This window comes from Brevundimonas sp., from assembly GCF_013912065.1.
GTDB lineage: Bacteria > Pseudomonadota > Alphaproteobacteria > Caulobacterales > Caulobacteraceae > Brevundimonas.
In genome coordinates this window covers 12255-34230 of the sequence record NZ_JACESA010000011.1, presented here as the reverse complement: position 1 = coordinate 34230, position 21976 = coordinate 12255, and the positions used below count along the sequence as shown (strand labels likewise).

General features: G+C 67.1%; 22 protein-coding genes and 2 pseudogenes. 16 read left to right on the top strand and 8 right to left on the bottom strand.

The window, feature by feature from the left end:
• Positions 1-34 precede the first annotated feature (34 nt).
• Positions 35-535: a peptidylprolyl isomerase gene (locus H2037_RS10860; RefSeq protein WP_292121500.1), complete on the bottom strand. Its 501-nt coding sequence runs from the start codon at positions 533-535 to the stop codon at positions 35-37.
• Between the two features lie 34 nt (positions 536-569).
• On the opposite strand from H2037_RS10860, the gene H2037_RS10855 reads away from it, so the two are divergent.
• Both H2037_RS10855 and H2037_RS10850 read left to right on the top strand, forming a co-directional pair.
• The gene (locus H2037_RS10855) at positions 570-1280 is read left to right on the top strand and encodes an RlmE family RNA methyltransferase (protein WP_292121499.1); all 711 of its coding nucleotides are present in this window, start codon (positions 570-572) and stop codon (positions 1278-1280) included.
• Positions 1277-2332 carry a DUF2332 family protein gene (locus H2037_RS10850; RefSeq protein ID WP_292121496.1) on the top strand — a complete coding sequence of 352 codons (1056 nt, stop codon included), beginning with the start codon at positions 1277-1279 and terminating at the stop codon, positions 2330-2332. The genes H2037_RS10855 and H2037_RS10850 overlap by 4 nt, the downstream gene beginning before the upstream one ends.
• Here H2037_RS10850 and H2037_RS10845 read toward each other — a convergent pair.
• Entirely contained in the window at positions 2329-2871 is a 543-nt protein-coding gene (locus H2037_RS10845) for a DUF2061 domain-containing protein (RefSeq protein WP_292121493.1), read from the bottom strand. The genes H2037_RS10850 and H2037_RS10845 overlap by 4 nt on opposite strands.
• 127 nt (positions 2872-2998) lie before the next feature.
• On the opposite strand from H2037_RS10845, the gene guaB reads away from it, so the two are divergent.
• From guaB to H2037_RS10815, 6 genes are all read left to right on the top strand, one after another.
• Positions 2999-4456, top strand: coding sequence for an IMP dehydrogenase (guaB, locus tag H2037_RS10840; RefSeq protein ID WP_292121490.1), 1458 nt, complete (start codon positions 2999-3001; stop codon positions 4454-4456).
• Positions 4457-4460: 4 nt separating this feature from the next.
• Positions 4461-4853 carry an MAPEG family protein gene (locus H2037_RS10835; protein WP_292121487.1) on the top strand — a complete coding sequence of 131 codons (393 nt, stop codon included), beginning with the start codon at positions 4461-4463 and terminating at the stop codon, positions 4851-4853.
• A 9-nt stretch (positions 4854-4862) separates the two neighbouring features.
• Positions 4863-6164 (top strand): RsmB/NOP family class I SAM-dependent RNA methyltransferase, encoded by a 1302-nt coding sequence (locus H2037_RS10830; protein WP_292121484.1) that lies wholly within the window; start codon positions 4863-4865, stop codon positions 6162-6164.
• Positions 6164-6868 (top strand): 5'-methylthioadenosine/S-adenosylhomocysteine nucleosidase, encoded by a 705-nt coding sequence (locus tag H2037_RS10825; RefSeq protein ID WP_292121482.1) that lies wholly within the window; start codon positions 6164-6166, stop codon positions 6866-6868. Before H2037_RS10830 ends, H2037_RS10825 begins: the two co-directional genes overlap by 1 nt.
• Positions 6865-8427 carry a glutamine-hydrolyzing GMP synthase gene (gene guaA, locus H2037_RS10820; RefSeq protein WP_292121479.1) on the top strand — a complete coding sequence of 521 codons (1563 nt, stop codon included), beginning with the start codon at positions 6865-6867 and terminating at the stop codon, positions 8425-8427. The genes H2037_RS10825 and guaA overlap by 4 nt, the downstream gene beginning before the upstream one ends.
• Positions 8428-8716: 289 nt before the next feature.
• Entirely contained in the window at positions 8717-9970 is a 1254-nt protein-coding gene (locus H2037_RS10815; RefSeq protein WP_292121477.1) for a site-specific integrase, read from the top strand.
• Here H2037_RS10815 and H2037_RS10810 read toward each other — a convergent pair.
• Entirely contained in the window at positions 9924-10220 is a 297-nt protein-coding gene (locus H2037_RS10810; protein ID WP_292121475.1) for an AlpA family phage regulatory protein, read from the bottom strand. The genes H2037_RS10815 and H2037_RS10810 overlap by 47 nt on opposite strands.
• A gap of 108 nt (positions 10221-10328) precedes the next feature.
• Positions 10329-10517, bottom strand: a complete 189-nt coding sequence (locus tag H2037_RS10805; protein WP_183195817.1) for a hypothetical protein — start codon at positions 10515-10517, stop codon at positions 10329-10331.
• A 198-nt stretch (positions 10518-10715) separates the two neighbouring features.
• Between H2037_RS10805 and H2037_RS10800 the strand changes: the two genes are divergently transcribed.
• The 8 genes and pseudogenes from H2037_RS10800 to arsH all read left to right on the top strand — a co-directional run bounded on the left by H2037_RS10800 (position 10716) and on the right by arsH (position 15539).
• Positions 10716-11294 (top strand): hypothetical protein, encoded by a 579-nt coding sequence (locus H2037_RS10800; RefSeq protein WP_183195816.1) that lies wholly within the window; start codon positions 10716-10718, stop codon positions 11292-11294.
• 4 nt (positions 11295-11298) lie between these two features.
• Entirely contained in the window at positions 11299-12246 is a 948-nt protein-coding gene (locus H2037_RS10795) for a nucleotidyl transferase AbiEii/AbiGii toxin family protein (protein ID WP_292121472.1), read from the top strand.
• Between the two features lie 517 nt (positions 12247-12763).
• Positions 12764-13618 carry a hypothetical protein gene (locus H2037_RS10790; RefSeq protein WP_292121470.1) on the top strand — a complete coding sequence of 285 codons (855 nt, stop codon included), beginning with the start codon at positions 12764-12766 and terminating at the stop codon, positions 13616-13618.
• The gene (locus tag H2037_RS10785) at positions 13594-13959 is read left to right on the top strand and encodes a hypothetical protein (RefSeq protein WP_292121467.1); all 366 of its coding nucleotides are present in this window, start codon (positions 13594-13596) and stop codon (positions 13957-13959) included. The genes H2037_RS10790 and H2037_RS10785 overlap by 25 nt, the downstream gene beginning before the upstream one ends.
• Positions 13901-14140 (top strand): annotated as a pseudogene (locus tag H2037_RS10780) (EAL domain-containing protein); the annotation flags it as partial. The gene H2037_RS10785 and the pseudogene H2037_RS10780, both read left to right, overlap by 59 nt.
• A gap of 9 nt (positions 14141-14149) precedes the next feature.
• Positions 14150-14371: pseudogene (locus tag H2037_RS10775) on the top strand (arsenical-resistance protein); the annotation flags it as partial.
• Positions 14371-14748 carry a GNAT family N-acetyltransferase gene (locus H2037_RS10770; protein WP_292121464.1) on the top strand — a complete coding sequence of 126 codons (378 nt, stop codon included), beginning with the start codon at positions 14371-14373 and terminating at the stop codon, positions 14746-14748. The pseudogene H2037_RS10775 and the gene H2037_RS10770, both read left to right, overlap by 1 nt.
• A 35-nt stretch (positions 14749-14783) precedes the next feature.
• Positions 14784-15539, top strand: coding sequence for an arsenical resistance protein ArsH (arsH, locus tag H2037_RS10765; protein ID WP_292121461.1), 756 nt, complete (start codon positions 14784-14786; stop codon positions 15537-15539).
• Positions 15540-15727: 188 nt separating this feature from the next.
• On the opposite strand, the gene H2037_RS10760 is transcribed toward arsH, so the two are convergent.
• The 4 genes from H2037_RS10760 to H2037_RS10745 form a co-directional block, all read right to left on the bottom strand.
• Complete coding sequence (locus H2037_RS10760) at positions 15728-16837, bottom strand: Fic family protein (RefSeq protein WP_292121458.1); 1110 nt, start codon at positions 16835-16837, stop codon at positions 15728-15730.
• Positions 16838-17067: 230 nt separating this feature from the next.
• Complete coding sequence (locus tag H2037_RS10755) at positions 17068-18999, bottom strand: FTR1 family protein (protein ID WP_292121455.1); 1932 nt, start codon at positions 18997-18999, stop codon at positions 17068-17070.
• A gap of 163 nt (positions 19000-19162) precedes the next feature.
• The gene (gene lpdA, locus H2037_RS10750; protein ID WP_292121452.1) at positions 19163-20563 is read right to left on the bottom strand and encodes a dihydrolipoyl dehydrogenase; all 1401 of its coding nucleotides are present in this window, start codon (positions 20561-20563) and stop codon (positions 19163-19165) included.
• A 72-nt stretch (positions 20564-20635) separates the two neighbouring features.
• Positions 20636-21895, bottom strand: a complete 1260-nt coding sequence (locus H2037_RS10745; protein ID WP_054765659.1) for a cytochrome P450 — start codon at positions 21893-21895, stop codon at positions 20636-20638.
• Positions 21896-21976: the final 81 nt, after the last annotated feature.

Genomic DNA, 21976 nt, shown 5'->3' with positions numbered 1-21976 from the left:
CGATACGATCCTAAGGAAACGCCAATATCGCGTTCTAGTTGACGGTCGCCTTGACGATCTTGCCCGGCGCGCGTGGGGGCTCGCCCTTCGGCAGGGCGTCGACGTGTTCCATGCCGGACTCGACCTGGCCCCAGACGGTGTACTGGCGATCCAGGAAGGTGGCGTCGTCGAAGACGATGAAGAACTGCGAGTTGGCGCTGTTCGGATCCGAGGTGCGGGCCATCGAGCAGACGCCGCGCACGTGCGGCTCCGCCGAGAACTCGGCCTTCAGGTTCGGCTTGGTGGAGCCGGAGGTGCCGGTGCCGGTCGGGTCGCCGCCCTGGGCCATGAAGCCGGGGATCACGCGGTGGAAGACGACGCCGTCGTAGAAGCCTTCCGAAGCCAGTTCGGTGATACGTGCGACGTGGCCCGGCGCCAGATCCGAGCGCAGCTTGATGACCACGTCGCGGGCTTCGCCGTCGCCGGTGTCCAGGGTGAAGGTCAGGGTGTCGGCCATTTCGGTCGTCCTCTTGGGGGTTGATTTGAGGCGGGACATAGCCCGCAACGCCGGTCGGGGCTATGTGGGAACGATGAGTGAAGACGAAAAGCCTCAAGAACGTCGCCGAATGGTGAAACCGCCCACGGGCGGGACCGCCGCCGGGCGCGGCATGGGCACCAAGATGAAGACGGCCGACACCAAGTCGATGTCGAGCCAGCAGTGGATCAAGCGCCAGCTGTCCGACAAATGGTCCGAGAAGGCGCGGGCCGAGGGCTGGCGCAGCCGCGCGGCCTTCAAGCTGATCGAGATCGACGACAGGTTCCGCTTGATCAAGCGGGGCAGCAAGGTCATCGACCTGGGCGCCGCGCCGGGCGGCTGGATTCAGGTGGCGGTCAATCGTGGGGCGGGCGCCGTGGCGGGCGTGGACCTGCTGATGATCGAGCCGGTCCCCGGCGCGACCCTGTTGCAGGCCGACTTCACCCACCCGGGCGTGGACCAGCAACTGATCGACGCCATCGGCGGCGCGCCGGACCTGGTGCTGTCGGACATGGCGCACAACACGGTCGGCCACCGCCAGACCGACCACCTGAAGATCATCGCCCTGATCGAGATCGCCGCCGACTTCGCCATCCGCACCCTGAAGCCGGGCGGGAACTTCGTCTCCAAGAATTTCCAGGGCGGCGACGCCGGGGGGGTGCTGGCGCGGCTGCGCGAGGAGTTCGAGACGGTTAAATACGTCAAGCCGGCCTCGAGCCGTAAGGACAGCGCCGAGGTGTTTCTGGTGGCGCTGAACAAGCGATGACCCAGGCCTTGGTCCGGCAGGCGTTCCTGGACCAGGCGGTCATCTGCACGACCGCGGGCGCTCCCTTCACCGGGCGACTGTGTCGACTGATGGGCGAACGGCTGACGGAGCAGGGCGAAATCGGCCGGCGCGTGCTCGGCTGGGCCGGGGCGCCGTCCCATCAGGGAGACGCCCTGCCGCTGCGTCTGATGGGCGGGCTGCATGCATTGGCGCGATCCGGACGGGATGCGGCGCTGTCGGCCCTCTATCCGCCCGCGACGGCGCCGACCGACGATGGGCTTTGGGCGACGATAGGCCGGGCGCTGGTCGAACAGGCGGACTACCTGTCGCCGTGGCTGGACGGGCCGCCCCAGACCAATGAAGTCGGGCGTTCGGCGGCTCTGATGGCTGGACTGCTGGTCCTGGCGGATCGGTTCCGTCTGCCGTTCGGCCTCTATGAACTGGGCGCCAGCGCCGGGCTGAATACGATCCTGGATCGCTACTCTTATCGATTGGGGGAGACGACAGCGGGTGCGGCGGGTTCGCCGGTGAGGCTGGAGCCTGTGTGGAACGGGGCGTCTCCACCGTCGGCGACGGTCGATGTGGCCCGGCGCTCGGGCGTCGATCGCAATCCGCTGGATGTCCGCGATTCGGCGACCAGGGAGCGGTTGAGCGCCTATGTCTGGGCGGATCAGCGGGCGCGGTTGCAAAGGCTGGAAGCGGCGCTGGACCTGGCCGCGACCGATCCGGCCGTGATCACGAAAGACGATGCGGCGTCCTGGCTTGAGACCAATCTGTCTGTGGCGGCTGAGCCAGGCCTATGCCGGGTCGTCATGCACACCATCGCCTATCAGTATTTCAGCCCCGACAGCCAGGCGCGCGTGCGCCGTCACCTGCAAACGGTCGGCGACCAGGCGACCCCGGACGCCCCGCTGGCCTGGCTGAGCTTCGAGGCGGTGTCGGACAGCGTCGATCGCCGCCCGGCGCTGGACCTGACCGTATGGCCTGGCGGCGACACACGGCGACTGGCGATCTGTCAGCCGCACGGCGCGGAGATCGACTGGAAAGCCTAGGCCGTCGCGGGCCGCGTTCGCGCGCGCCGTTCCTCGATCCGCGACCAGATGCGGTCGTGAAGCGTGAAGAAGACCGTCTGTACCAGAGGCTCGATCATTCCGATGGCCAGGGCGGTGCGGATGTCCTGGGTCAAGGCGAAGGCTACGGCTACGGCCACGGTGAAGTGCATCACGCCGTAGGTGACGGTCTTGACGGCCACTTGTTTGAACGAGCGGGGCAGGGCGTGGCTGTGGCCGTGGTGATCGTGGACACGGGTCTGTTCATCGGGCGACATGATGTCGAGGCGGGCGGTGAAGGCTTCGGCCGCCTCTTCGATGTTCGAGGCCATGCGGCGGCGTTCGATCCGGTGCCAGACGCGGTCATGGATCGAATAGGCGATGGTCTGGAAGAAGGGCTCGACCATGCCGACCGCCAGGGCGATGCGCCAATCACGCGTGATCGCGAAGGCGACCAAGATGGCCACCACAAGGTGCATGACCCCATAGCTGGCGATCTTCAGAGCCAGTTTGCGCGCGGTGCTGAGGATGACGCCGACCATGCTGTCAAAATGGTCTTTGGCCCCGCGGGTTGCAAACCAATAAATTCTATTGGGTCCATAAGCCGCAAGACCCTTGCCGTAGGCCCCTCCGCACCGTTATACGCGGCCCGCAAAACGGAGACTCCCTATGGAGATACGCGAAGGACTGACCTTCGACGATGTTTTGCTCGAACCCGGCCCGTCCGAGTTCATGCCGGCGATGGTCGATGTCTCGACCCAGCTGACACGCGACATCAAGCTGAACATACCCCTGCTGTCGTCCGCCATGGACACGGTGACTGAACATCGCCTGGCCATCGCCATGGCCCAGTCCGGCGGCCTTGGCGTGCTGCACCGCAACATGACCATCGAGGAGCAGGCCGACGAGGTTCGCGCCGTCAAACGCTATGAGAGCGGGATGGTGGTCAATCCGGTCACGGTCGGCCCGCAGACGACCCTGGGCGAAGTGCGCGAGATCGTGGCGCGCAAGAAGATCACCGGCTTCCCTGTCGTCGATCCGGCGACTGGCAAGCTGGTCGGGATGCTGACCCACCGGGACATGCGGTTCGAGAACGATCTGAACCTGACCGCCGCCTCGCTGATGACGACCGGCGACCTGATCACGGTCCGCGAGGGCGCCGGTCGGGAAGAGGCGCGCCAGCTGCTGAAGACCCGCAAGATCGAGCGGGTCATCGTGGTGGACGAGGATTATCGGGCCGTCGGCCTGATCACCATGAAGGACATCGAGAAGGCCCAGGCCTTCCCCCACGCCGCCAAGGACGACCAGGGTCGTCTGCTGGTTGGCGCCGCCTCGACGGTCGGCGACGCGGGCTACGAGCGGGCCATGGCCCTGGCCGACGCGGGTTGCGATGTGGTGGTGATCGACACCGCCCACGGCCACTCTGCCTCGGTGGCGGCCGTGGTTGAGCGGATCAAGCGCGAGAACAACCGGCTGCAGATCATCGCCGGCAATGTCGCCACCTATGATGCGACGCGCGCCCTGATCGACGCGGGCGCCGATGCGGTCAAGGTCGGCATTGGTCCGGGCTCTATCTGCACCACCCGGATCGTCGCGGGCGTGGGCGTGCCGCAGCTGACGGCCGTCATGGACTCCGCCCGCGCCGCCAAAGGCACGGGCGCCTCGGTCATCGCCGACGGCGGCATCAAATATTCGGGCGACCTCGCCAAGGCCATCGCGGCCGGCGCCAATGTCGCCATGATGGGTTCGATGTTCGCCGGCACCGATGAAAGCCCCGGCGAGGTCTTCCTGTATCAGGGTCGGTCCTACAAGTCGTACCGCGGCATGGGTTCGGTCGGCGCCATGGCGCGCGGCTCGGCGGATCGGTATTTCCAGAAGGAGGTCTCGTCCGAGAAACTGGTGCCCGAGGGCATCGAGGGCCAGACGCCGTACAAGGGTCCGATCACGCCCGTCCTGCACCAGCTTGTCGGTGGCCTGCGCGCCTCCATGGGCTATGTGGGCGCCGGCACGATCGCGGACTTCCAGGAACGCGCCCGCTTCGTGCGCATCACCGGCGCCGGCCTGCGGGAAAGCCATGTCCACGACGTGATGATCACGCGCGAGGCGCCGAACTACAGACAGGGATAAGGCCATGACGACCGAACTGACCTATCTGGCTCTGACGCTGATCCTGGCGCTGGTGCAGGTCTTCCTGCCGGCCGGGGCGCGGACGGTCGAGTTCGGCTTGAAATGGAATGCGGGTCCGCGCGACGAGACGCCGACGGCGACAAAGCCGCTGACCGGTCGTCTCGAGCGGGCCCAGGCCAATCTGTTCGAAACCCTGCCGCTGTTCATCGGCGCCGTGCTGATCGCCCATGTGTCGGGCGAGGACGGCGTGCTGACCCTGTGGGGGACCGCGCTCTATTTCTGGGCGCGCGTCGCCTATCTGCCTCTCTACGCCCTCGGCGTTCCCTATATCCGGTCCCTGGTCTGGCTGGTCTCGCTCGCGGGACTGATCCTGATCCTGACCGCCCTCTTCATCTGAAAGATCTGAGTGACCCCAGCCGCCCGTCTCGCCGCCGCCGCCTCCGTCCTGGACTCCATCGCCCAGGGCCGCCAACCGGCGGAAACCGTCCTGAAGGCCTGGGGGACCGCCAACCGCTACGCCGGGTCCAAGGACCGGCGCGCCATCGCCGACCGGGTCTACAAGGTGTTGAGGGCGCGCGGCCGCCTGTCGTGGATCATGGGCGGGCGCGAGGACGGCCGGGCGCTGGTGATCGGGTCGCTGCACGCCATCGACGGCCTGTCGCTGGAAGAGATCGAAGCCCTGCACGCCGGCGACGGCTATGGCCCGCGGCCGCTGTCGAAACAGGAACGCAGCCGCATCACGGCGGGGCAGGGCGAACTGCCCGGCTGGGTCGCCGCAGGCCTGCCCGAGTTCGTGGTCGAGGATTTCAAGGCGACCTTCGGCGACCGCTGGGCCGAGGAGGCCCACGCCCTGATGGCGCCCCGCGCCCCGATCGACCTGCGTGTCAACGGCGCCCTGGCCACGGTGGAAGAGGTCGAGGCCGAACTGCGCGCCGCCGACCTGGAGGTTTCGCGCACCCCCTGGTCCGAATGGGGCCTGCGCCTGCCGTCGGAGCCGCCGCCCAATATCCAGGCGCTGGACGGCTTCAAGGCCGGCAAGTTCGAAATCCAGGACGAGGGCAGCCAGATCGTCTGCTGGCTGGCCGGAGCTGAACCGGGCGCCACTGTCGTCGATTATTGCGCCGGCGGCGGCGGCAAGACCCTGGGTCTGGCCCAGGCGATGACCGGCCAAGGCAAATTGATCGCTTCCGACGTCGTCAACAAGCGGCTGGAGAACATCCGGCCCCGCCTGCAACGCGCGGGCGTCGAGGCGGACCTGATCCTGATCGGCCAGAATGGCGGCGGTCTGGAAGAGGTCAACGGACAGGCCGACCTGGTCTTCGTCGACGCCCCCTGTTCGGGCGCGGGCACCTGGCGTCGTCGTCCCGAGGACGCCTGGCGTCTGACGACCGACGAGGTCGAGAAGCTGCACGCGCTTCAGGTCCGCATCCTGGGCCAGGCCTCCAAACTGGTAAAGCCCGGCGGCCGACTGGTCTATGTCACCTGTTCGATGCTGGCGCGCGAGAACGAGGCCAGCGCCGACGCCTTCGAGGCCGCCCATCCCGACTTCCGCCCTGTCCCCGTCGCTGACCTGGTGTCGGCGCCCCAGCTGACCGGGGCGGCGCGGACGCGGTTGCCCGAACTGGCGTCCGGCGCCCGCCTGCGCCTGTCGCCGGCCTCGGCCGACACCGACGGGTTCTTCGCCGCCGTCTATGAGCGCGTCGCCTGATGGGGATGCGGCTGGAGCGATACGGCGACGTCTCGGTCCTGTGCGTCATGGCGGCCCCGGCTGAATATGGCGAAGACCTGCGCGCCCGGATCCAGCCCTTGATGACGGGCATCGGCCCGGTCGAGGCGGCCGTCGTCCTGACCGCCGCCCTGGCGCGGCTGGAGACGGCGGGGGACCTGCCCGACCTGATCGTTTCGCTGGGGTCGTGCGGATCGCGGGTGCTGGAGCACGCCGCCGTCTATCAGGCGTCTTCGGTCGCCTATCGCGACATGGACGCCAGCGCCCTGGGCTTTCCCAAGGGTGTGACCCCGCTGCTGGACCAGCCCGCGATCCTTGCCCTGCCGTGTCCCATCCCCGGCGTGCCGGTCGCCCGCCTGTCGACCGGGGGGAATGTCGTCTCCGGCGCCGCTTATGACGCCGTCGACGCCGAGATGGTCGATATGGAGACCTGGGCTCTGGTCCGGTCGGCTCAGACCTTCGGCCTGCCCCTCGTCGCGCTTCGCGGCGTCTCGGATGGTCGCGCCGAGCTGAAGGCGCTGGAGGACTGGACGTCGACCCTGCATCACGTCGATCAGAACCTGGCCCTGGCGCTGGACCGCCTGATCGTCGTGCTGGAGGCTCAGGGCCTCGCATCCCTTGAAATCCCGGCCCCACAAGGCCAAGACCCCGCGCAACTCCTCGCCCCGGATTCGATCACGCCATGACCACGCCGCACGACCACCGATCCGTCCTCATCGTCGATTTCGGCAGCCAGGTGACGCAGCTGATCGCGCGCCGCCTGCGCGAGGCCAGCGTCTATTGCGAGATCCATCCGTTCCAGAAGGCGCAAGAGGCCCTGGCCGCGATGAACCCTGCGGCCATCATCCTGTCGGGCGGCCCCGAGAGCGTGCACGAAGAGGGCAGCCCCCGCGCGCCCCAGGCCGTGTTCGAGGCCGGGGTGCCGGTGCTGGGCATCTGCTACGGCGAGATGACCCTGTGCGAACAGCTGGGCGGCAAGGTCGAGGGCGGCCTGACGCGCGAGTTCGGCCGCGCCGAGATCACCGTCGAAAAGGCCTCGCCCCTGCTGGCCGGCCTGGCCCCCGTCGGCGAAGAGGAAACCGTCTGGATGAGCCACGGCGACAAGATCGTCGCCATCCCCGAAGGCTTCGACGTCGTCGCGAGCTCTCCGGGCTCGCCCTATGCCGTCATCGCCGACGAGACCCGTCGCTTCTACGGCGTCCAGTTCCATCCCGAGGTCATGCACACGCCGCGCGGCCACCAGATGCTGAAGAACTTCACCCACGGCATCGCGGGGTTGAAGGGCGACTGGACCATGGCCGCCTATCGCGACGAGAAGATCGCCCAGATCCGCGAACAGGTCGGCGACGCCAAGGTCATCTGCGGCCTGTCCGGCGGCGTCGACAGCTCCGTCGCGGCGGTCCTGATCCACGAGGCCATCGGCGACCAACTGACCTGTGTGTTTGTCGATACCGGCCTGCTGCGCAAGGACGAGGCGAAACAGGTCACCACCCTGTTCCGCGATCACTATAACATCCCGCTGATCCACGTTGATGCGTCTAAGGAATTTCTCGGTGAACTGGCGGGCCAGTCGGACCCCGAGACCAAGCGCAAGATCATCGGCCGCGTCTTCATCGAGATCTTCGACCGCGAGGCCAACAAGATCGACGGCGCCGAATTCCTGGCCCAGGGCACCCTTTATCCGGACGTGATCGAGAGCGTCTCCTCGTCCAGCGGCAAGGCCCATGTGATCAAGAGCCACCATAATGTCGGCGGCCTGCCCGACTATATGAAGCTGAAACTGGTCGAGCCCTTGCGCGAACTGTTCAAGGACGAGGTCCGCGCCCTGGGCCGCGAACTGGGCCTGACCGACGCCTTCGTCGGCCGCCATCCCTTCCCTGGACCGGGCCTGGCCATCCGCATTCCCGGCGAGATCACGCCGGACGCCGTCGCCACCCTTCAGGACGCCGACGCCATCTATCTGGACGAAATCCGCAAGGCCGGCCTCTACGACGACATCTGGCAGGCCTTCGCCGTCCTGCTGCCGGTCAAGACCGTCGGCGTCATGGGCGACGCCCGCACCTACGAAAAGGTCCTGGCCCTGCGCGCCGTCACCTCGACCGACGGCATGACCGCCGACTTCTACCAATTCCCCTGGGACGTCCTGGCCAAGACCGCCACCCGCATCATCAACGAAGTCCGCGGTGTCAACCGCGTGGTCTATGACGTGACGTCCAAACCGCCGGGCACGATCGAGTGGGAATAATTCGGGGCTCTCGCTACCTTTCGGTATCGCTTCCGAAAACCTCGACACGCGCCTGACAACATTGTGAATTCTGACGAGACCCTTCGATATCTTTCGGAGGGTCTTTTTTCGTTTTACCGTCACCGGCGACGGTATCGCCTCCTGTTGCGATGCCGGAATCTCCCTCGTACCGTCAGCCTCATCGCAAGGCGGTGACGGTATTATTTTGGATCAACGTATTGATCTTAAAGACAAATATCGGTCGTGCATCGGGCAAATCCGCGCTTGCATGGATCGAGGTGTTTTTACCGTGCTTACCGACGTTGCACTGAAGAATTTGCGTCCACAATCAAAGCCTTACAAGAGTACCGACAGGGATGGCTTGTATGTCTATGTCTCGCCCGGCGGAGCGATCTCGTTTCGCTACGACTATCGCTTCAATGGACGGCGCGAGACGCTGACCCTGGGGCGGTACGGGCGCGGCGGATTGAGCCTCGCCCAGGCGCGCGAGCGTCTGTTCGAGATCAAGCGCACCATCGCCGCAGGCGCGTCTCCGGCGATCGAAAAGCAAAGGGCGAAACGGCGTCTGAAGGAGGCCTCCAGCTTCGAGCATGTCGCGAACCGCTGGATGGACACCGCGCCGATGGCGGACAGCACGCGAAACATGCGGCGATCGATCTTCAACCGCGAAGTGCTGCCGCACTGGCGCAATCGTCTTCTGTCGGAGATCACGCCAGACGATCTGAGGGCCCACTGCAAGTCGATCGTCGAGCGAGGCGCCCCGGCGACCGCCATTCACGTCCGCGACATCGTCAAACAGATCTACGCTTGGGCGATCCTGCATGGTGAGAAGATCGACAATCCCGCCGACGGGGTGGGGCCAGCGTCCATCGCGACCTTCCGGCCGCGCGATCGCAACCTGTCACCTGCGGAGGTCAGGATCATGCTGGGTTTGCTGGGAGAGGTCGCGACGCTTCCGACCATACGGCTTGGCCTCAAGTTCATCCTCCTGAGCATGGTCAGGAAGAGCGAGTTGCAGGACGCGACGTGGGATGAGGTGGACTTCGCCAATGCGGTCTGGTCGATCCCCAAGGCGCGGATGAAGCGGTCGCGCCCTCACAACGTCTATCTCTCCACCCAGATGCTGGACATTCTGATCGCGCTGAAGACCTGCGCGGGGAACTCTCGCTACCTCCTGCCGTCGCGCTATGACGCCGACGCGCCGATGTCTCGCGCGACCTTCAACAGGGTGACCAGCGCCATAGCGGAGCGGGCTTCAAGCCAGGGCTTGCCGCTCGAGCCATTCACGGTCCACGACCTGCGGCGGACGGCCTCGACCCTGCTCCACGAGATGGGGTTCAACTCAGACTGGATCGAGAAGGGGCTGGCTCACGAGGAGCGATCTTCACGCGGCGTCTACAACAAGGCGGAGTTCGAAGCGCAGCGCCGGCATATGGCCCAGCAATGGTCAGATGCGGTCGACGCCTGGGAAGTTGGCAAGCCCTTCACACCCGTGGTCACGGTGCAGGAGACCTCGGCTCCGCGCTTTGATCCGCGCGTCTGACAGGGCGCGAGCGCCGCAAGCGGACGTCCGGAGCGGCTGCCCTCGGGATCGGCCGATCCCGTCGAAGTTTCAACCAGGCCTCGACCTCAGCGAGGTCCCACACCACGCAGCGCGGCGTGAGCAGGAAACGCTTGGGAAACTGGCCCTTCTGCTCCATCTCCCAGATGGTGCTGTCGGCCAGCGGCACCATCTGACGAAGCTCAGGCTTCTTGATGGTTCGCTTGAGCGGCGGTGCGGCGGCTTGTGCCATGGGGCTCTCCTTTGAATACGACTCAAGGGAATCCGAAAGGCGACGACGGGGATATCCGCACGTCTCCCTGGGTGAAATCGCCACCGTGTCGTTGCGGATTGCCGACCTTCAGCGGGGCTGGAAAGCTCGGCCCCGGTTGCCGATCATCACCCAGCCGGCGTTGGTCGGGCGGTAACCGCCTTTTGCGACGGCCTCGGCAAGTCCGAGCACCGTCAGTTCACGTCCGCGGTTCTCGTTGCCGGCGCGCGCCGGATCCACGAGGTCCAGCAAGGCTTCGATGCGTTCAGCGTCAGTCATGGGTTCTCTATGGACGGATCGGCAGCGAGTTCAAGGAAAGAGGTATGTTCGTCGAAGTCGGCCGGTCGGCGTGTCGGCGCGGCACGAAGGATCGCGAGCTCCAACGGACGTGGGCGCGCAAAATATGCATGGAATTTAAATCAAAATCTTTGCATAAGCGTCGGACGCTTCCTACGTAGGTGGCTAAGGATTTTCCCAATGTCGGCGCTCAACGATGTGAAGAAACGACTGCGGCCTGGTCAGGTCTATCGTCGTCAGGATTTCGAGAAGTGGTCCAATGCCGTGGATCGGCATCTGCGCCAACTCGTGGAGGAAGGGCGACTGGAGAAGGTCTCCGGCGGCCTCTATCTGGCGCCGCGCCAGACGCGCTACGGCAAGGCTCCCGCCCGGCCGGAGAAACTGGTGGAGAGCTTCCTCAAGGACGACCGCTTCCTGCTGGTCTCGCCGAACGCCTACAACGGCCTGGGGGTAGGGACGACCCAGCTGTACAACGAGCCAGTGGTCTACAATCTCAAACGCCATGGCCGGTTCGACCTCGGCGGCCGCGTCTATGACTTCCGCAAAAAGCCCTCGGTCCCGGCCAAGCTGACCGAGGAGGTCCTTCTCGTCGATCTGTTGCAGAACCTGGACCGGCTCGCCGAGACCCGCGCCGAGGTCCTGCCGCGCGCCCTTGATCGCGCCCGGCGCATGAACCCCGCGCGCCTGTTCAAGGCGGCGCGGGACTTCGGGTCCGTGCGCGCCGAACGGCTTCTCAGCCAGGCGCTGGAGGCCGCGTGAGGTCGTGACCGTCTTCCTGCATGATACCCCGGACTTCCGGGACCTGATCGAGGTCCTCGCCGGCCAGATGGGCATCGACCCGGGCCTGGTGGAGAAGGACTACTGGATCATGCAGGCTCTCTGGGGGCTGCAGGCTGGCGGCTTCGCCTTCGAGCTCAAGGGCGGCACCTCCCTGTCGAAGGGATATCAACTGATCCATCGGTTCTCTGAGGACATCGACATCCTCATCCATCCGGACGGCGATCTGCCCGTCGGGCGGAACCATACCAAGGCGGCGCATGTCGCGGCGCGTCAGGCCTTTTTCGACGGTCTGGCCGAACGGATCGTCATCCCCGGCTTCCAGGCCGTCGAACGCGACGCCGCCTTCGACGACCCCACCGGCCAGATGCGCGGCGCCGGTGTCCGCCTGCGCTATCCAGAGCTCAATCCGCTTCCGGATGGCGTGAAGACCGGAGTGCTTCTGGAGGCCGGCTTTGACCAGGTGTCGCCCAACCGGCCCATCACCATCTCCTCCTGGGCCTATGAGTTCGCCATTCAGCAGGGTGGTGAGGAGCTTACGGACAACCGCGCCATCGATGTGGCCTGCTACGAACCGGGCTACACCTTCGTGGAGAAGCTGCAGACCATCTCGACCAAGTTCCGCCAACAGCAGGCAAGTGGCGAGATGCCGACCCACTTCATGCGTCACTACTACGACGTCTACAGTCTCCTCGGGGACGACGACGTCCAGGCCTTCATCGGCTCGGACGCCTATGTCGCGCACAAGACGGCCCGCTTTCGCGGCACCGACGAGCCGGACATCCGGCGCAACGAGGCCTTCTGGCTGAACGATCCCGACACCCGCAGACTCTATGACCGCGCCTACGGCGCCACCCGCGCGCTCTACTATCGGGACCAGCCCTCGCTCGACGCCATTCTGGCGCGGATCGCTGCGGTCGCGGACCGACTCTAGCGCGCATCGGGGAGGAGGGGGCGGGCCAGGAACTTCTGTGTGGAAGCCCGGCGTTTCACCGCCAACCGCTGCCGACGCACTGGGCGTCCCCCGGCTCTGGATTGGCGCCTATCGTCCCGGAGCCCGCCGAGGCGGATTTTAGCGTGGCGATCGCCCGGCGCAACATCCTGTCCCCCTTCGCGGCCGACCATCTGTTCCAGCGACGGCCGCCCATTCCGCGATGCGGGTTGGCCGGCAGAGCCGTCGAAGACGGCGTGCGGAGATTAGGACGGCTATTCTCCGCAAAATCTGCGGGGAATAGCCGTCGTGAAGTGCCAGACCACGATAGGCGGACCTTTTGCCCTGACCCTTTCGGAACGGTCCCCAGGTTTGAGGGGACCCGATTGAGGGGCCTCATGATTTCGGAGCGTCTCTTCATCCGCCGCCACTCCGGGCGGTCGTCGATGGAGTCCCTATGTCCGCCTGCGCGTCGCCTGACTTGCCCAACCCGTCCGCCCGTAAACGGGGACGTCCGCCCTTGCCGGTGGTTCTCCATCCCGACCCGCAGTGGCCGGATGACGACGATCCCGAGGACTTTCATGAGGCCCTGGCTGGTCAGATGAAACGCCACGGCGACACGGCCCATAGTCTGCATCGCGCGGTCAAATCTCAGGGCGGACTGACGGATCGCAAGACCCTTTCGGAGTGGCGGCGCGGGATGAAGTCGCCGCAGACCCCGGCGAGCCTCAAGGTGATCGATCTGATCGAGCTTCGCTATCGGCTGGCGCCGGGTCGGTTACGTGGGAAGCTTCGATCCCACCGGGCGACAAAGGGCCAGGCGCCGACCGGTGTGGGCCCGGCCGAGGCGCGGCGACTGGCCTGGCATCTGCCGGATGACTTTCGGCGGCGATCAGCCAAGGAGCGCGCTGAAATCCTCGACTGGGTCCGCACGCGGATTCTGACGGGCGGCACGGCCTATAGTCTCTACCACTCCAAGGCCGCGCGCCACCGGTTCGCCTTCCGTTTTGACGACGCCAGCGTGCCGACAAGAGAAGGACGGCAGACGGGATCGGCGAACCTGGCCGCGCCACCACAGTTGCAGGCCGAGATGCGGTCGCTCATCCAGTTCAAATCCGCGACCCTGACAGACCTGGGCTTTCAGCGATCGGGGGTCTGGGGGCCGGAGACGGCCGCCCAGCGCGGCGAGCATCTCGCCTTGCTGTTCGGAGCCCTGGCCGCCCGTACGGACGGCGAGGTGAAAGGGGCAGGGGCCGTGCCTGAAGATCTCTCGCTTGCCCTGTTGGTCTGCCCGCCAGTCTGGGACTGGTACATCAGAGGCGAGGCTTCTTCACCGGTTGGGAGTCGGAGATGCTCCTGCTGGCGGCGGCCCTGACCCGGGTGGAGTTCGGTTGGCTGCGCCAATGTCCGTGGCTGGCCGAACGGCTCCGGCCGATCCCCGGCGTCCTGACGCAGGCGGACATCGAGACCGTCCAGGCTGACTGGGACATGGCCTGCGAGCGGATGAACCGGCACGCCCTGTCGCGGGCGCGAGAGGTGCAGCGGGTCGCGCGCGTCCACCGCGATCCATTCGAGCCGCTGCTTCCCATTCTCGAGGCCGCGAGCCCAGTGGGCGAATATCTCAAGATCGCCGAGGAGGTGCTGCGGTACATGCCGGATGCCCGTCGCCATCCGCGCGCGGCGGCCGAGACGGCGGGTTTCTCATGCTGCGGTTGACATCGGCACCCGGCTGAAAATCGACCAGTCTTTCGTCAGGAACGTCACAACGAACCGGGAAGACGCGGCGATCGTCCGCGCCGTGATCTATCTCGGCCGGAACTTTAGCCTGGATGTGATCGCCGAAGGTGTGGAGAGCGAAGAACAGCTGGCCTTCCTCGCCGAGAACGGGTGTCCGGAAGCGCAGGGCTATCCGCGCACGACCGCCCTGGCCTTCACCGCGGCCTCGAACAATTTCGAGCTGGCCATCGCGGTGGCCATCGCGGCCTTCGGGCTGACCTCGCCGGTCGCCTTCGCTGCGGTCATCGGTCCGCTGGTCGAGGTGCCGGTGCTGATCCTTCTGGTCTCGGTCGCGCTGTGGATTGGCCGACGCTGGTTTCCGGACACGGCCCCGCCGGCGGACGCCGCCTGATGGTCGTGCTGCATCTCGTGGACGCGGATGACGCCGGCCTGATCGCGGCCCTGCAGGGCGAGGGCCTGCCGGAGCCCTGGGCCGGTCGCTACTTCCGCGCCGACGACGACAGCGCCCTGGCCGGCTACGTCGGCCAAGGGGAGGGGCGGGACCTGCTGCTGCGCTCGCTGGTTGTACTCGCTGGCCTGAAGGCGCGGGGGCTCGGGAGCCGGATCCTGAGCGCCGCCGAGGCCGTGGCGAGCGAGCTGGGCGGGGAACGGCTCCACCTGCTCACCACGACGGCCGAGCCCTTCTTCGCCCGGCGCGGCTTCGCCGCCGCAGATCGGGCGGCCGCGCCCGCCGCCATCCGACGAACCCGCGAGTTCGCGGACATCTGACCGGCCTCGGCCGCCTATCTGACCAAGGATCTCGGATGATCTTCGCCCGCCTGCGGCCGCTGCCGGATCCCGATCATCTGCCGGCCCTGGACGCGGCCTATCTGTCGAACGATCCGGCCGCCGGCCTGGGTCCGCACGACCACCCGCCACGCATCCTTCTCCTGTACGGCTCGCTGCGCGAGCGCTCCTATTCGCGGCTCTGCGTCGAGGAAGCGGCCCGCCTGCTGCAGCGCATGGGATGCGAGACCCGGATCTTCGACCCCTCCGACCTGCCTCTGCCGGGCTCGCCCGGCGACGACGACCACCTGGCGGTACGCGAGTTGCGCGAGCACGCCTTCTGGTCGGAAGGCATGGTCTGGTGCAGTCCGGAACGCCACGGCCAGGTCTCCGGCCTGATGAAGCTGCAGATCGATCATTTGCCGTTGAGCCTCGGCGGCATGCGCCCGACCCAGGGCCGCACGCTCGCGGTGATGCAGGTGTCGGGCGGTTCCCAGAGCTTCAACGCCGTCAACACCCTGCGCCTGCTGGGCCGCTGGATGCGGATGATCACCATCCCCAACCAGTCGAGCGTGGCCAAGGCCTTCCAGGAGTTCGACGAGGCCGGACGGATGAAGCCCTCGGCCTACTATGAGCGCATCGTCGATGTGATGGAGGAACTGTTGCGCTTCACCATCCTCACCCGGCCTCACGCGGCCCAGCTCGTGGACCGCTATTCCGAGCGCAAGGCGGCCGGAATTGCGGTCGACGCCGCCTCCGACCTCTCGGCCATCGCCATCGCGCGTCAGGCGTGAGGCCGCGTCGGCGGCGCCTTGCGGCGTCGCGCGCCTGGCAAAGGTGGGAATTCGCCACTTCTGGCGAAGTAAGCCGGTTTTTGGCGGTAACTCGCCAGAAGTGGCGAATTGCGATCCTCCCTGTTGAGGCTCGGGTCTTGAGCGGACCCGCCCGGCATAGAGCCTGCCGGCGTCGTGCGGGGACGCCTCTATCCTCGGTCGACCAGCGAATAGCTTGTGCTGCGACCGCCGCCTTCATCCTTCACGAGGATGCCCCGCTCCACCAGATCGTTGATGTCGCGCAAGGCGGTGTCGGGCGAAGACTTCGTCAGCGCCGCCCATTTGGTCGAGGTGAGCTTGCCTTCGAAGCCATCGAGCAGCCGGTTGATGACCGTGCTCTGGCGCTCGCTCAACGTCTGACCTGCGAGCGCCTCCCAGAAGCGCGCCTTGCGCATCACATGGGTCAGGGTAGTTTCCGCGCCGTCGAACGCGCGATCTAGGCAGCCGAGGAACCAGTCCAGCCAGAGGGTCACGTCCAGCGCGCCTTTCTGGGTCGCCTCCAGGGTGGCGTAGTAGTCCTTGCGCTCCAGCCGGATCTGGGCGGACATGCTGTAGAAGCGTTGGGCGCTTTTCTCGGAGCGGGCGAGCGCCATGTCGGCGATCGCCCGCGCGATCCGGCCGTTCCCGTCGTCGAACGGGTGGATGGTCACGAACCACAGGTGGGCGATCGCGGCCTTGAGGACCGGATCCGTCCGCGGCTCGTCATTGAACCAGTCGAGGAACGCGCGCATCTCGTCCTGCAGACGGTCGGCAAGGGGCGCTTCATAGTGCACGCGCTCTCGTCCGAAGGGGCCCGAGACGACCTGCATCGGGCCGGAGCTCTCGTTGCGCCAGGCGCCGACGACGATCTTCGTCATGCCGCTGCGCCCGGTCGGAAACAGGGCGGCGTGCCAGCCGAACAGCCGTTCCTCGGTGAGCGGAGACGCGAAGTTCTGGGTCGCGTCGAGCATCATTTCGACGACGCCTTCGACGTTGCGATCCGCGGGGGCGAGAGCCCCGATATCCATGCCGAGGCGGCGGGCGATGGAGGATCGCACCTGATCCTTGTCGAGCAGCTCGCCTTCAATTTCGCTGGATTTCAGGACATCTTCGGTAAGGGTCTCGAGGACGGCTTCAGCGCGGAGGTCGAAGCCGAGCGTGTGCATCCGGCCAAGCAGAAGGCCCTGGCGATGACGGACGGCGGCGAGGCGATCGGCAAGCGCGTCAGCGCGCCAGTCCAGACGCGGCCAGCCTTCGATCTCATGGATGTATTGCGCCATTCCCCGCACTCCCTGCGGAGAATATGGGCGTTATTCGCCGCAAGAGCAAGGCTATTCTCCGCGCGGAGTGCGGAGAATAGGGCGCCTAATCTCCGCAACAGGGGTGGTTTCACACGCTATCGGCTGCGGCCCCCGCACCTTGGGTATCCGCGGACTGCGCGGCTATCGGCGCCCGAGCGGCTCCGAAACCCCGCCCGGCCGAAGTTGGGGCCTCAGACGGAGACGCCCGCTCAAGAGGCTGGGCGCGCGCCCCTCGGCGCCGCATGCCGGGAGAAGCCGACCACGAGGATGACGATCGTCAGAAGCTGAACGGCGACGCCCTCGATCGTCGGATAAAGACCGAGGCTCTCGATGCGGGGGACCCACGCCAGCGGATGGACATCGAGCCAGCCCGCCTCCTGCAGCGCCGCCACCCCCTTGCCGACGAGGACGACCGACAGGATGGCCATGAGGATCGAGCTCAGGGAGAAGAACCGGCCGATCGGGAGGCGCTTGCTGTAGGCCAGCAAGGCCCAGGCCACCACGGCCAGGATGGCCACCGCCGTAAGGGCGCCGGCCAGCATGCCGAGATGGCCGCCCTGGCTCCAGATCGCCGCATAGAACAGGATGGTCTCGAACACCTCGCGGTAGACGACGACGAAGGCCAGCAGGAACAGGAACCAGGCCGACCGCTTCGACAGGGCATGGGAGAGCTTGTCGCGGATATAGGTCTGCCACGCGTCCGCGTGCGACTTGCCGTGCATCCAGATGCCGACCGAGACGAGCACGATGGCCGCCAGAAGCGAGCCGAACCCTTCGGTCAGCTCCCGGCTGGCGCCGCTGATGGAGATGAAGAAGGTCGCGGCCGCCCAGGTGGCGCCGCCGGCGACCAGCGCGGCCACCCAGCCGCCGTGAACGTAACGAAGCACCTCGGGACGTTCGGCCTTCCTGAGGAAGGCGATCATCGCCACCACGATGAGGATGGCTTCCAGACCTTCGCGCAGCAGGATGGTGAAGGCGCCGAGGAAGCTGGCGAGATTGTCCGCCTCCTGGGGCGCGAGTGCGCGTTCGGCCGTGTCCAGCAGGGCGTTCGCGCGGGCGACCCGGTCCGCGACCTCCTGGACCGGCGCGCCCCTGCTGATCGAGACGCGCAGGTCGGTCATGGCCGTCTCGACCCGCCGCAGCAAGGCGCCGTCGCGGGCGCCCAGCGCCGGCTCCATCGGTTCGACGCCGTCGAGATAGGCCGACAGGGCCAGGTCGGTCGCGGCCCTGCGATCGCCCCGGCGATAGGCGGCCTCGCTTTCGGCCAGTCGCGTCCGGGCCAGGGACAGGGTCGATCCCTCGGCGCGGACCGTCGCCTCCGGGTGGCGGCGCAGGTAGGCCGTGACCGCCCGTGCCTTCGTCTCGCCGATCCTTGTCGCCAGCTCGGCCGGCGTCGCCTGGGTGAGGGCGGCCAGGTCCGGGAAGACGGCGCGGATCGCCGGGTCGCTCTCCCAGAGGCGTCGACCTTCGGCGGCTTCGGCGTCGGTGAAGGCGAACCGGCCCACGTAGAAGGCCAGGGCCCAGCGGTCCTCGGCCGGCAGATGGGCGAAGCTGGCCATCGCCGTGCCCTCCAGCCCCTGATCGATGACCTGGTAGAGGCCGAACACGCTGCGCTGACGGGTGCGCTCCACATCCGCGAAGGCGATCGCGGGCGGATCAAGCCCCTCGGCGCCCGGGCCGTCGGCGCGTCCGGTCACGCCATGGCAGACCGAGCATTGCTCGGCATAGAGCGTCGCGCCGCGGGCCAGATCAGGCGGGAACGAAGGCGCCAGCGGGCTCGGATAGGCCGTCAGCACCGCGCCGGCGAGCGCCTTGGCCCGGTCGCCAACGACGCGCCGATCCGCCTTGTCCCTGATGGCCGCCTGCAGGGCCTCGGCGTCGCGGACCAGACCGGCCTTGGCCGGATTCGGCGGCAGGGCGTCCAGGCGGGTCCGGATCTGGCCGCCGAACTCAATCATCTCCCCGTATTCGGCCGGATTGGTCACCTGACCGTCGGCCACCGCGCCGGCGTAGTCGACCGCTACATAGTCGAGCAGCCGCCAGGCGACCTGGGCCTCGGAGGCGGACGGCGTCTGGGTCAGGGCGGGCGCGGCCAGCCCCAGGGCGAACAGCAGGGCAAGCAGACGGAGCAGAGGACGCATGGTCAATCCAGATGTGAACGGCTCGCATTAGCATTCAGGCGGCGACGCTGTCGCGCTTTACTCGCGACGCGGCCGGGCTCGTAGGCGGCTACGGGTCCCCTACGCCCGCCGGGACGCCTCGGCGCCGCGCGGCCAGCCCGGGCAGCCACGCAACGGGCGGTCGTTAAAGGTGGATCGTGCGGTCGGCCACAGCCAGGCATGCCTCGCGCAAGGCTTCCGGAAGCGTCGGATGCGCATGGCTCGTCCGCGCCACGTCTTCGGCCGCCGCGCCGAATTGCATGACGGCGACCGCTTCATGGATCAGGCTGCCCGCGTCCGGCCCTAGGATGTGCACGCCGAGAATTCTGTCCGTGCTGGCGTCCGCCAACACCTTGACCAGCCCGTTCTTCTCCAACCGCGCCTTGGCCATGGCGTTTGCCGAGAACGGAAAGAGCCCGACGCGATAGGCCACGCCGGCCGCCTTGAGGTCGTCCTCGGTGCGCCCGACTGAGGCCAGTTCCGGCCAGGTGTAGACGACGGCCGGGATCGTTCCGTAGTCGACATGGCCCGCGGCGCCGGCAAGGCGCTCGGCAAGGGCGATCCCTTCTTCCTCCGCCTTGTGGGCCAGCATGGCGCCGCCGATGACATCGCCGATGGCGTAGACCCCTTCGGCGCTGGTTCGAAAGCCGTCGTCGACCGGAATATAGCCCCTTGGGTCCGGCTTGATGCCGACCGTCTCCAGATCGAGTCCGTCGGTGGCGGGACGTCGGCCAATGGACACGAGCACGACATCGGCCTTGATGGTTCCTCGCGCGCCGTCTCCCATGGGCTCGACCTCAAGGACGACGTCGTCCGCCTCCATTCGCGATCCGACCACCTTGTGCGCCAGGCAGAACTGGAAGCCCTGGGCCTCGAGCACCTTGTGCAGCGCCGTCGACATCTCTGAATCAACGCCGGACGCGATCCGGTCGAGCACCTCGACGACCGTGACCTCGCTGCCGAGACGGCGCCAGACGGAGCCCAGCTCCAGTCCGACATAGCCGCCGCCGATCACCGCCAGATGGCGCGGCGCCGCCGTCAGGCTGAGGGCGCCCGCCGAGGTGACGATCCGCTGCTCGTCGATGGGCAGGTCCGGCAACGTCGCCGCTTTCGATCCGCTGGCGAGCACGATCGCCTTGCGGGCCTGCACCTCGAAGCTGCCGTCCGGGGCGCTCACTTCCACACGGTCGCGCGACAGCAGCCGGCCGCGGCCCTGCAGGCGGGTGACCTTGTTCTTGCGCAGGAGGTAGGCGACCCCTTCACCAAGCTCCGTCACGACCCTGGCCTTGTGCCGCATGACGCCGGCAAGGTCGGCCCGCACATTGTCGACCAAGACGCCGAAAGCCTCGAGATTGCGGGCCATCTCCAGCCGCTCTGTGGCCTGCAGCAGCGCCTTTGACGGAATGCACCCGATGTTCAGGCAGGTTCCACCGAGGAGTTCCCGGTCGTCGATAACCGCCACCGACATGCCGAGCTGGCTCGCCCGGATGGCGCAGGGGTACCCGCCCGGCCCGCCGCCGATTATCACCAGGTCATAGGATGTCATCGAAGCCATCGCGTCAGCCTTCGCTGTAAGTGAAAGAGGGACGAAGGCGCCGGCCACCCGCATGAGCAAACATCAGGCGCCGCCCTCACGCGGGGAAGTCCGACGCGTCATCATTCGGAACCCGCTCCTGGGGAGGGCCGGAAGGCGGCGGAAGTCGATCTCCAGATCCTGAGCCGGCAGCCGGTAGTTCAGGCCGGCGAGCAAGCCGAGGGCCCGCTCCATCAATTCGACGACGATGCTTTCGCCGGGACAACGGTGACCGGTCAGGGCGTTCCCGCCGCCTTGGGGAATCAGGCCGAACGCGTCCCCGGAGCCGTCGATGAAACGCTCTGGCCGGAATTCGTCGGGATCGGTCCAGACGGCAGGATCGTGATTGGAGCCATAGAGATCGAGGATCACCTGCCGACCCACCGGGAAGTCAAGGTTGCGCCAGCGAAACGGCGCGCGCACACGCCCGATCACCGCCGGGAAAAACGGATAAAGGCGTCGCACCTCCTGAACGAAGGCGCGGCGGCGGCCGGCGTCCGCGGTGGCCAGACGGGCCGCCGCGGGGTGCGCCTGCATCGCGTGCGCCACAAACACGATATAGACCGAGGTCGCCACGGTCGGCCTCAGCACATTGGCCAGTTCGACCGCCGCCGTCCGGGCCGCCAACGGTTCGCCATCATCCGCGCTCGCCCAGGCCCAGGCGTAGGCGGCGGTGTCTGGATCCGGCGCCAGTCGTCCGGCGCGAATGCCCTCGATGATCGAGGCCAGCCAGGCGTCGACGCGTCGCCGCGCGTACCTCGACCACAGGTGGCGAGGCCCCCGCGATCCTGCCGCGTCAAACAGCGCCCTGAGGTGACTGACCCGTTTCGCTTCGTCGTCGGGATTCAGCGGCACCCCCGCCCAGCGGCAGACGGCGCGGGTGAGCACCGGCTGCAGGGCGTCGTACAGCACGATCTCTTCCTGGCCAGCCCATTCAACGGCCGCGCGTCGCCATTCCGCCTCGAACAGGTCGCCCAGCCGCGCGATCCGTTCCGGCGACATAAGAGCCATGAACACGCGTTTGCGGGCGCGGTGCGCTTCGCCATCCAGGCCCTGGACGCCGCCTTCGCCGAGCAGTGTGCGTCGGACAGGCGCCGGCATGGCGCCCGCGCGCGAGATGCGGGTCTCGTCGTAGAAGACCTGGGCCGCTTCGCGCCCTCTCAGACAGGCCGTCTCCTTCAGCGCCAGACGGGTCTCGATTGCGTCCGCGCCGGCCTGCTCGAACAGGCGGGAGATGCGCCTGTACGGGTCCGTCAAAAGGGCGAACGTCTGATCGGCGTGTCGCTGTGTCGATCGATGCGCCATCGAAGTCCTCCATGGACGAAGGGAGCGCGACGAGGGCCGCGGGATTACTCAAAACGTCGCGGTGACCCAATGGCTCCTGCA

Coding starts and splice junctions, on each gene's coding strand:
- H2037_RS10770 (WP_292121464.1), top strand. CDS start 14,371: ATGGTCGTGCTGCATCTCGTGGACGCGGATGACGCCGGCCTGATCGCG.
- H2037_RS10855 (WP_292121499.1), top strand. CDS start 570: ATGAGTGAAGACGAAAAGCCTCAAGAACGTCGCCGAATGGTGAAACCG.
- H2037_RS10805 (WP_183195817.1), bottom strand. CDS start 10,517: ATGACTGACGCTGAACGCATCGAAGCCTTGCTGGACCTCGTGGATCCG.
- guaA (WP_292121479.1), top strand. CDS start 6,865: ATGACCACGCCGCACGACCACCGATCCGTCCTCATCGTCGATTTCGGC.
- H2037_RS10785 (WP_292121467.1), top strand. CDS start 13,594: ATGCTCCTGCTGGCGGCGGCCCTGACCCGGGTGGAGTTCGGTTGGCTG.
- H2037_RS10860 (WP_292121500.1), bottom strand. CDS start 535: ATGTCCCGCCTCAAATCAACCCCCAAGAGGACGACCGAAATGGCCGAC.
- H2037_RS10760 (WP_292121458.1), bottom strand. CDS start 16,837: ATGGCGCAATACATCCATGAGATCGAAGGCTGGCCGCGTCTGGACTGG.
- guaB (WP_292121490.1), top strand. CDS start 2,999: ATGGAGATACGCGAAGGACTGACCTTCGACGATGTTTTGCTCGAACCC.
- H2037_RS10850 (WP_292121496.1), top strand. CDS start 1,277: ATGACCCAGGCCTTGGTCCGGCAGGCGTTCCTGGACCAGGCGGTCATC.
- H2037_RS10825 (WP_292121482.1), top strand. CDS start 6,164: ATGGGGATGCGGCTGGAGCGATACGGCGACGTCTCGGTCCTGTGCGTC.
- H2037_RS10835 (WP_292121487.1), top strand. CDS start 4,461: ATGACGACCGAACTGACCTATCTGGCTCTGACGCTGATCCTGGCGCTG.
- H2037_RS10755 (WP_292121455.1), bottom strand. CDS start 18,999: ATGCGTCCTCTGCTCCGTCTGCTTGCCCTGCTGTTCGCCCTGGGGCTG.
- H2037_RS10745 (WP_054765659.1), bottom strand. CDS start 21,895: ATGGCGCATCGATCGACACAGCGACACGCCGATCAGACGTTCGCCCTT.
- H2037_RS10800 (WP_183195816.1), top strand. CDS start 10,716: ATGTCGGCGCTCAACGATGTGAAGAAACGACTGCGGCCTGGTCAGGTC.
- H2037_RS10810 (WP_292121475.1), bottom strand. CDS start 10,220: ATGGCACAAGCCGCCGCACCGCCGCTCAAGCGAACCATCAAGAAGCCT.
- lpdA (WP_292121452.1), bottom strand. CDS start 20,563: ATGACATCCTATGACCTGGTGATAATCGGCGGCGGGCCGGGCGGGTAC.
- arsH (WP_292121461.1), top strand. CDS start 14,784: ATGATCTTCGCCCGCCTGCGGCCGCTGCCGGATCCCGATCATCTGCCG.
- H2037_RS10845 (WP_292121493.1), bottom strand. CDS start 2,871: ATGGTCGGCGTCATCCTCAGCACCGCGCGCAAACTGGCTCTGAAGATC.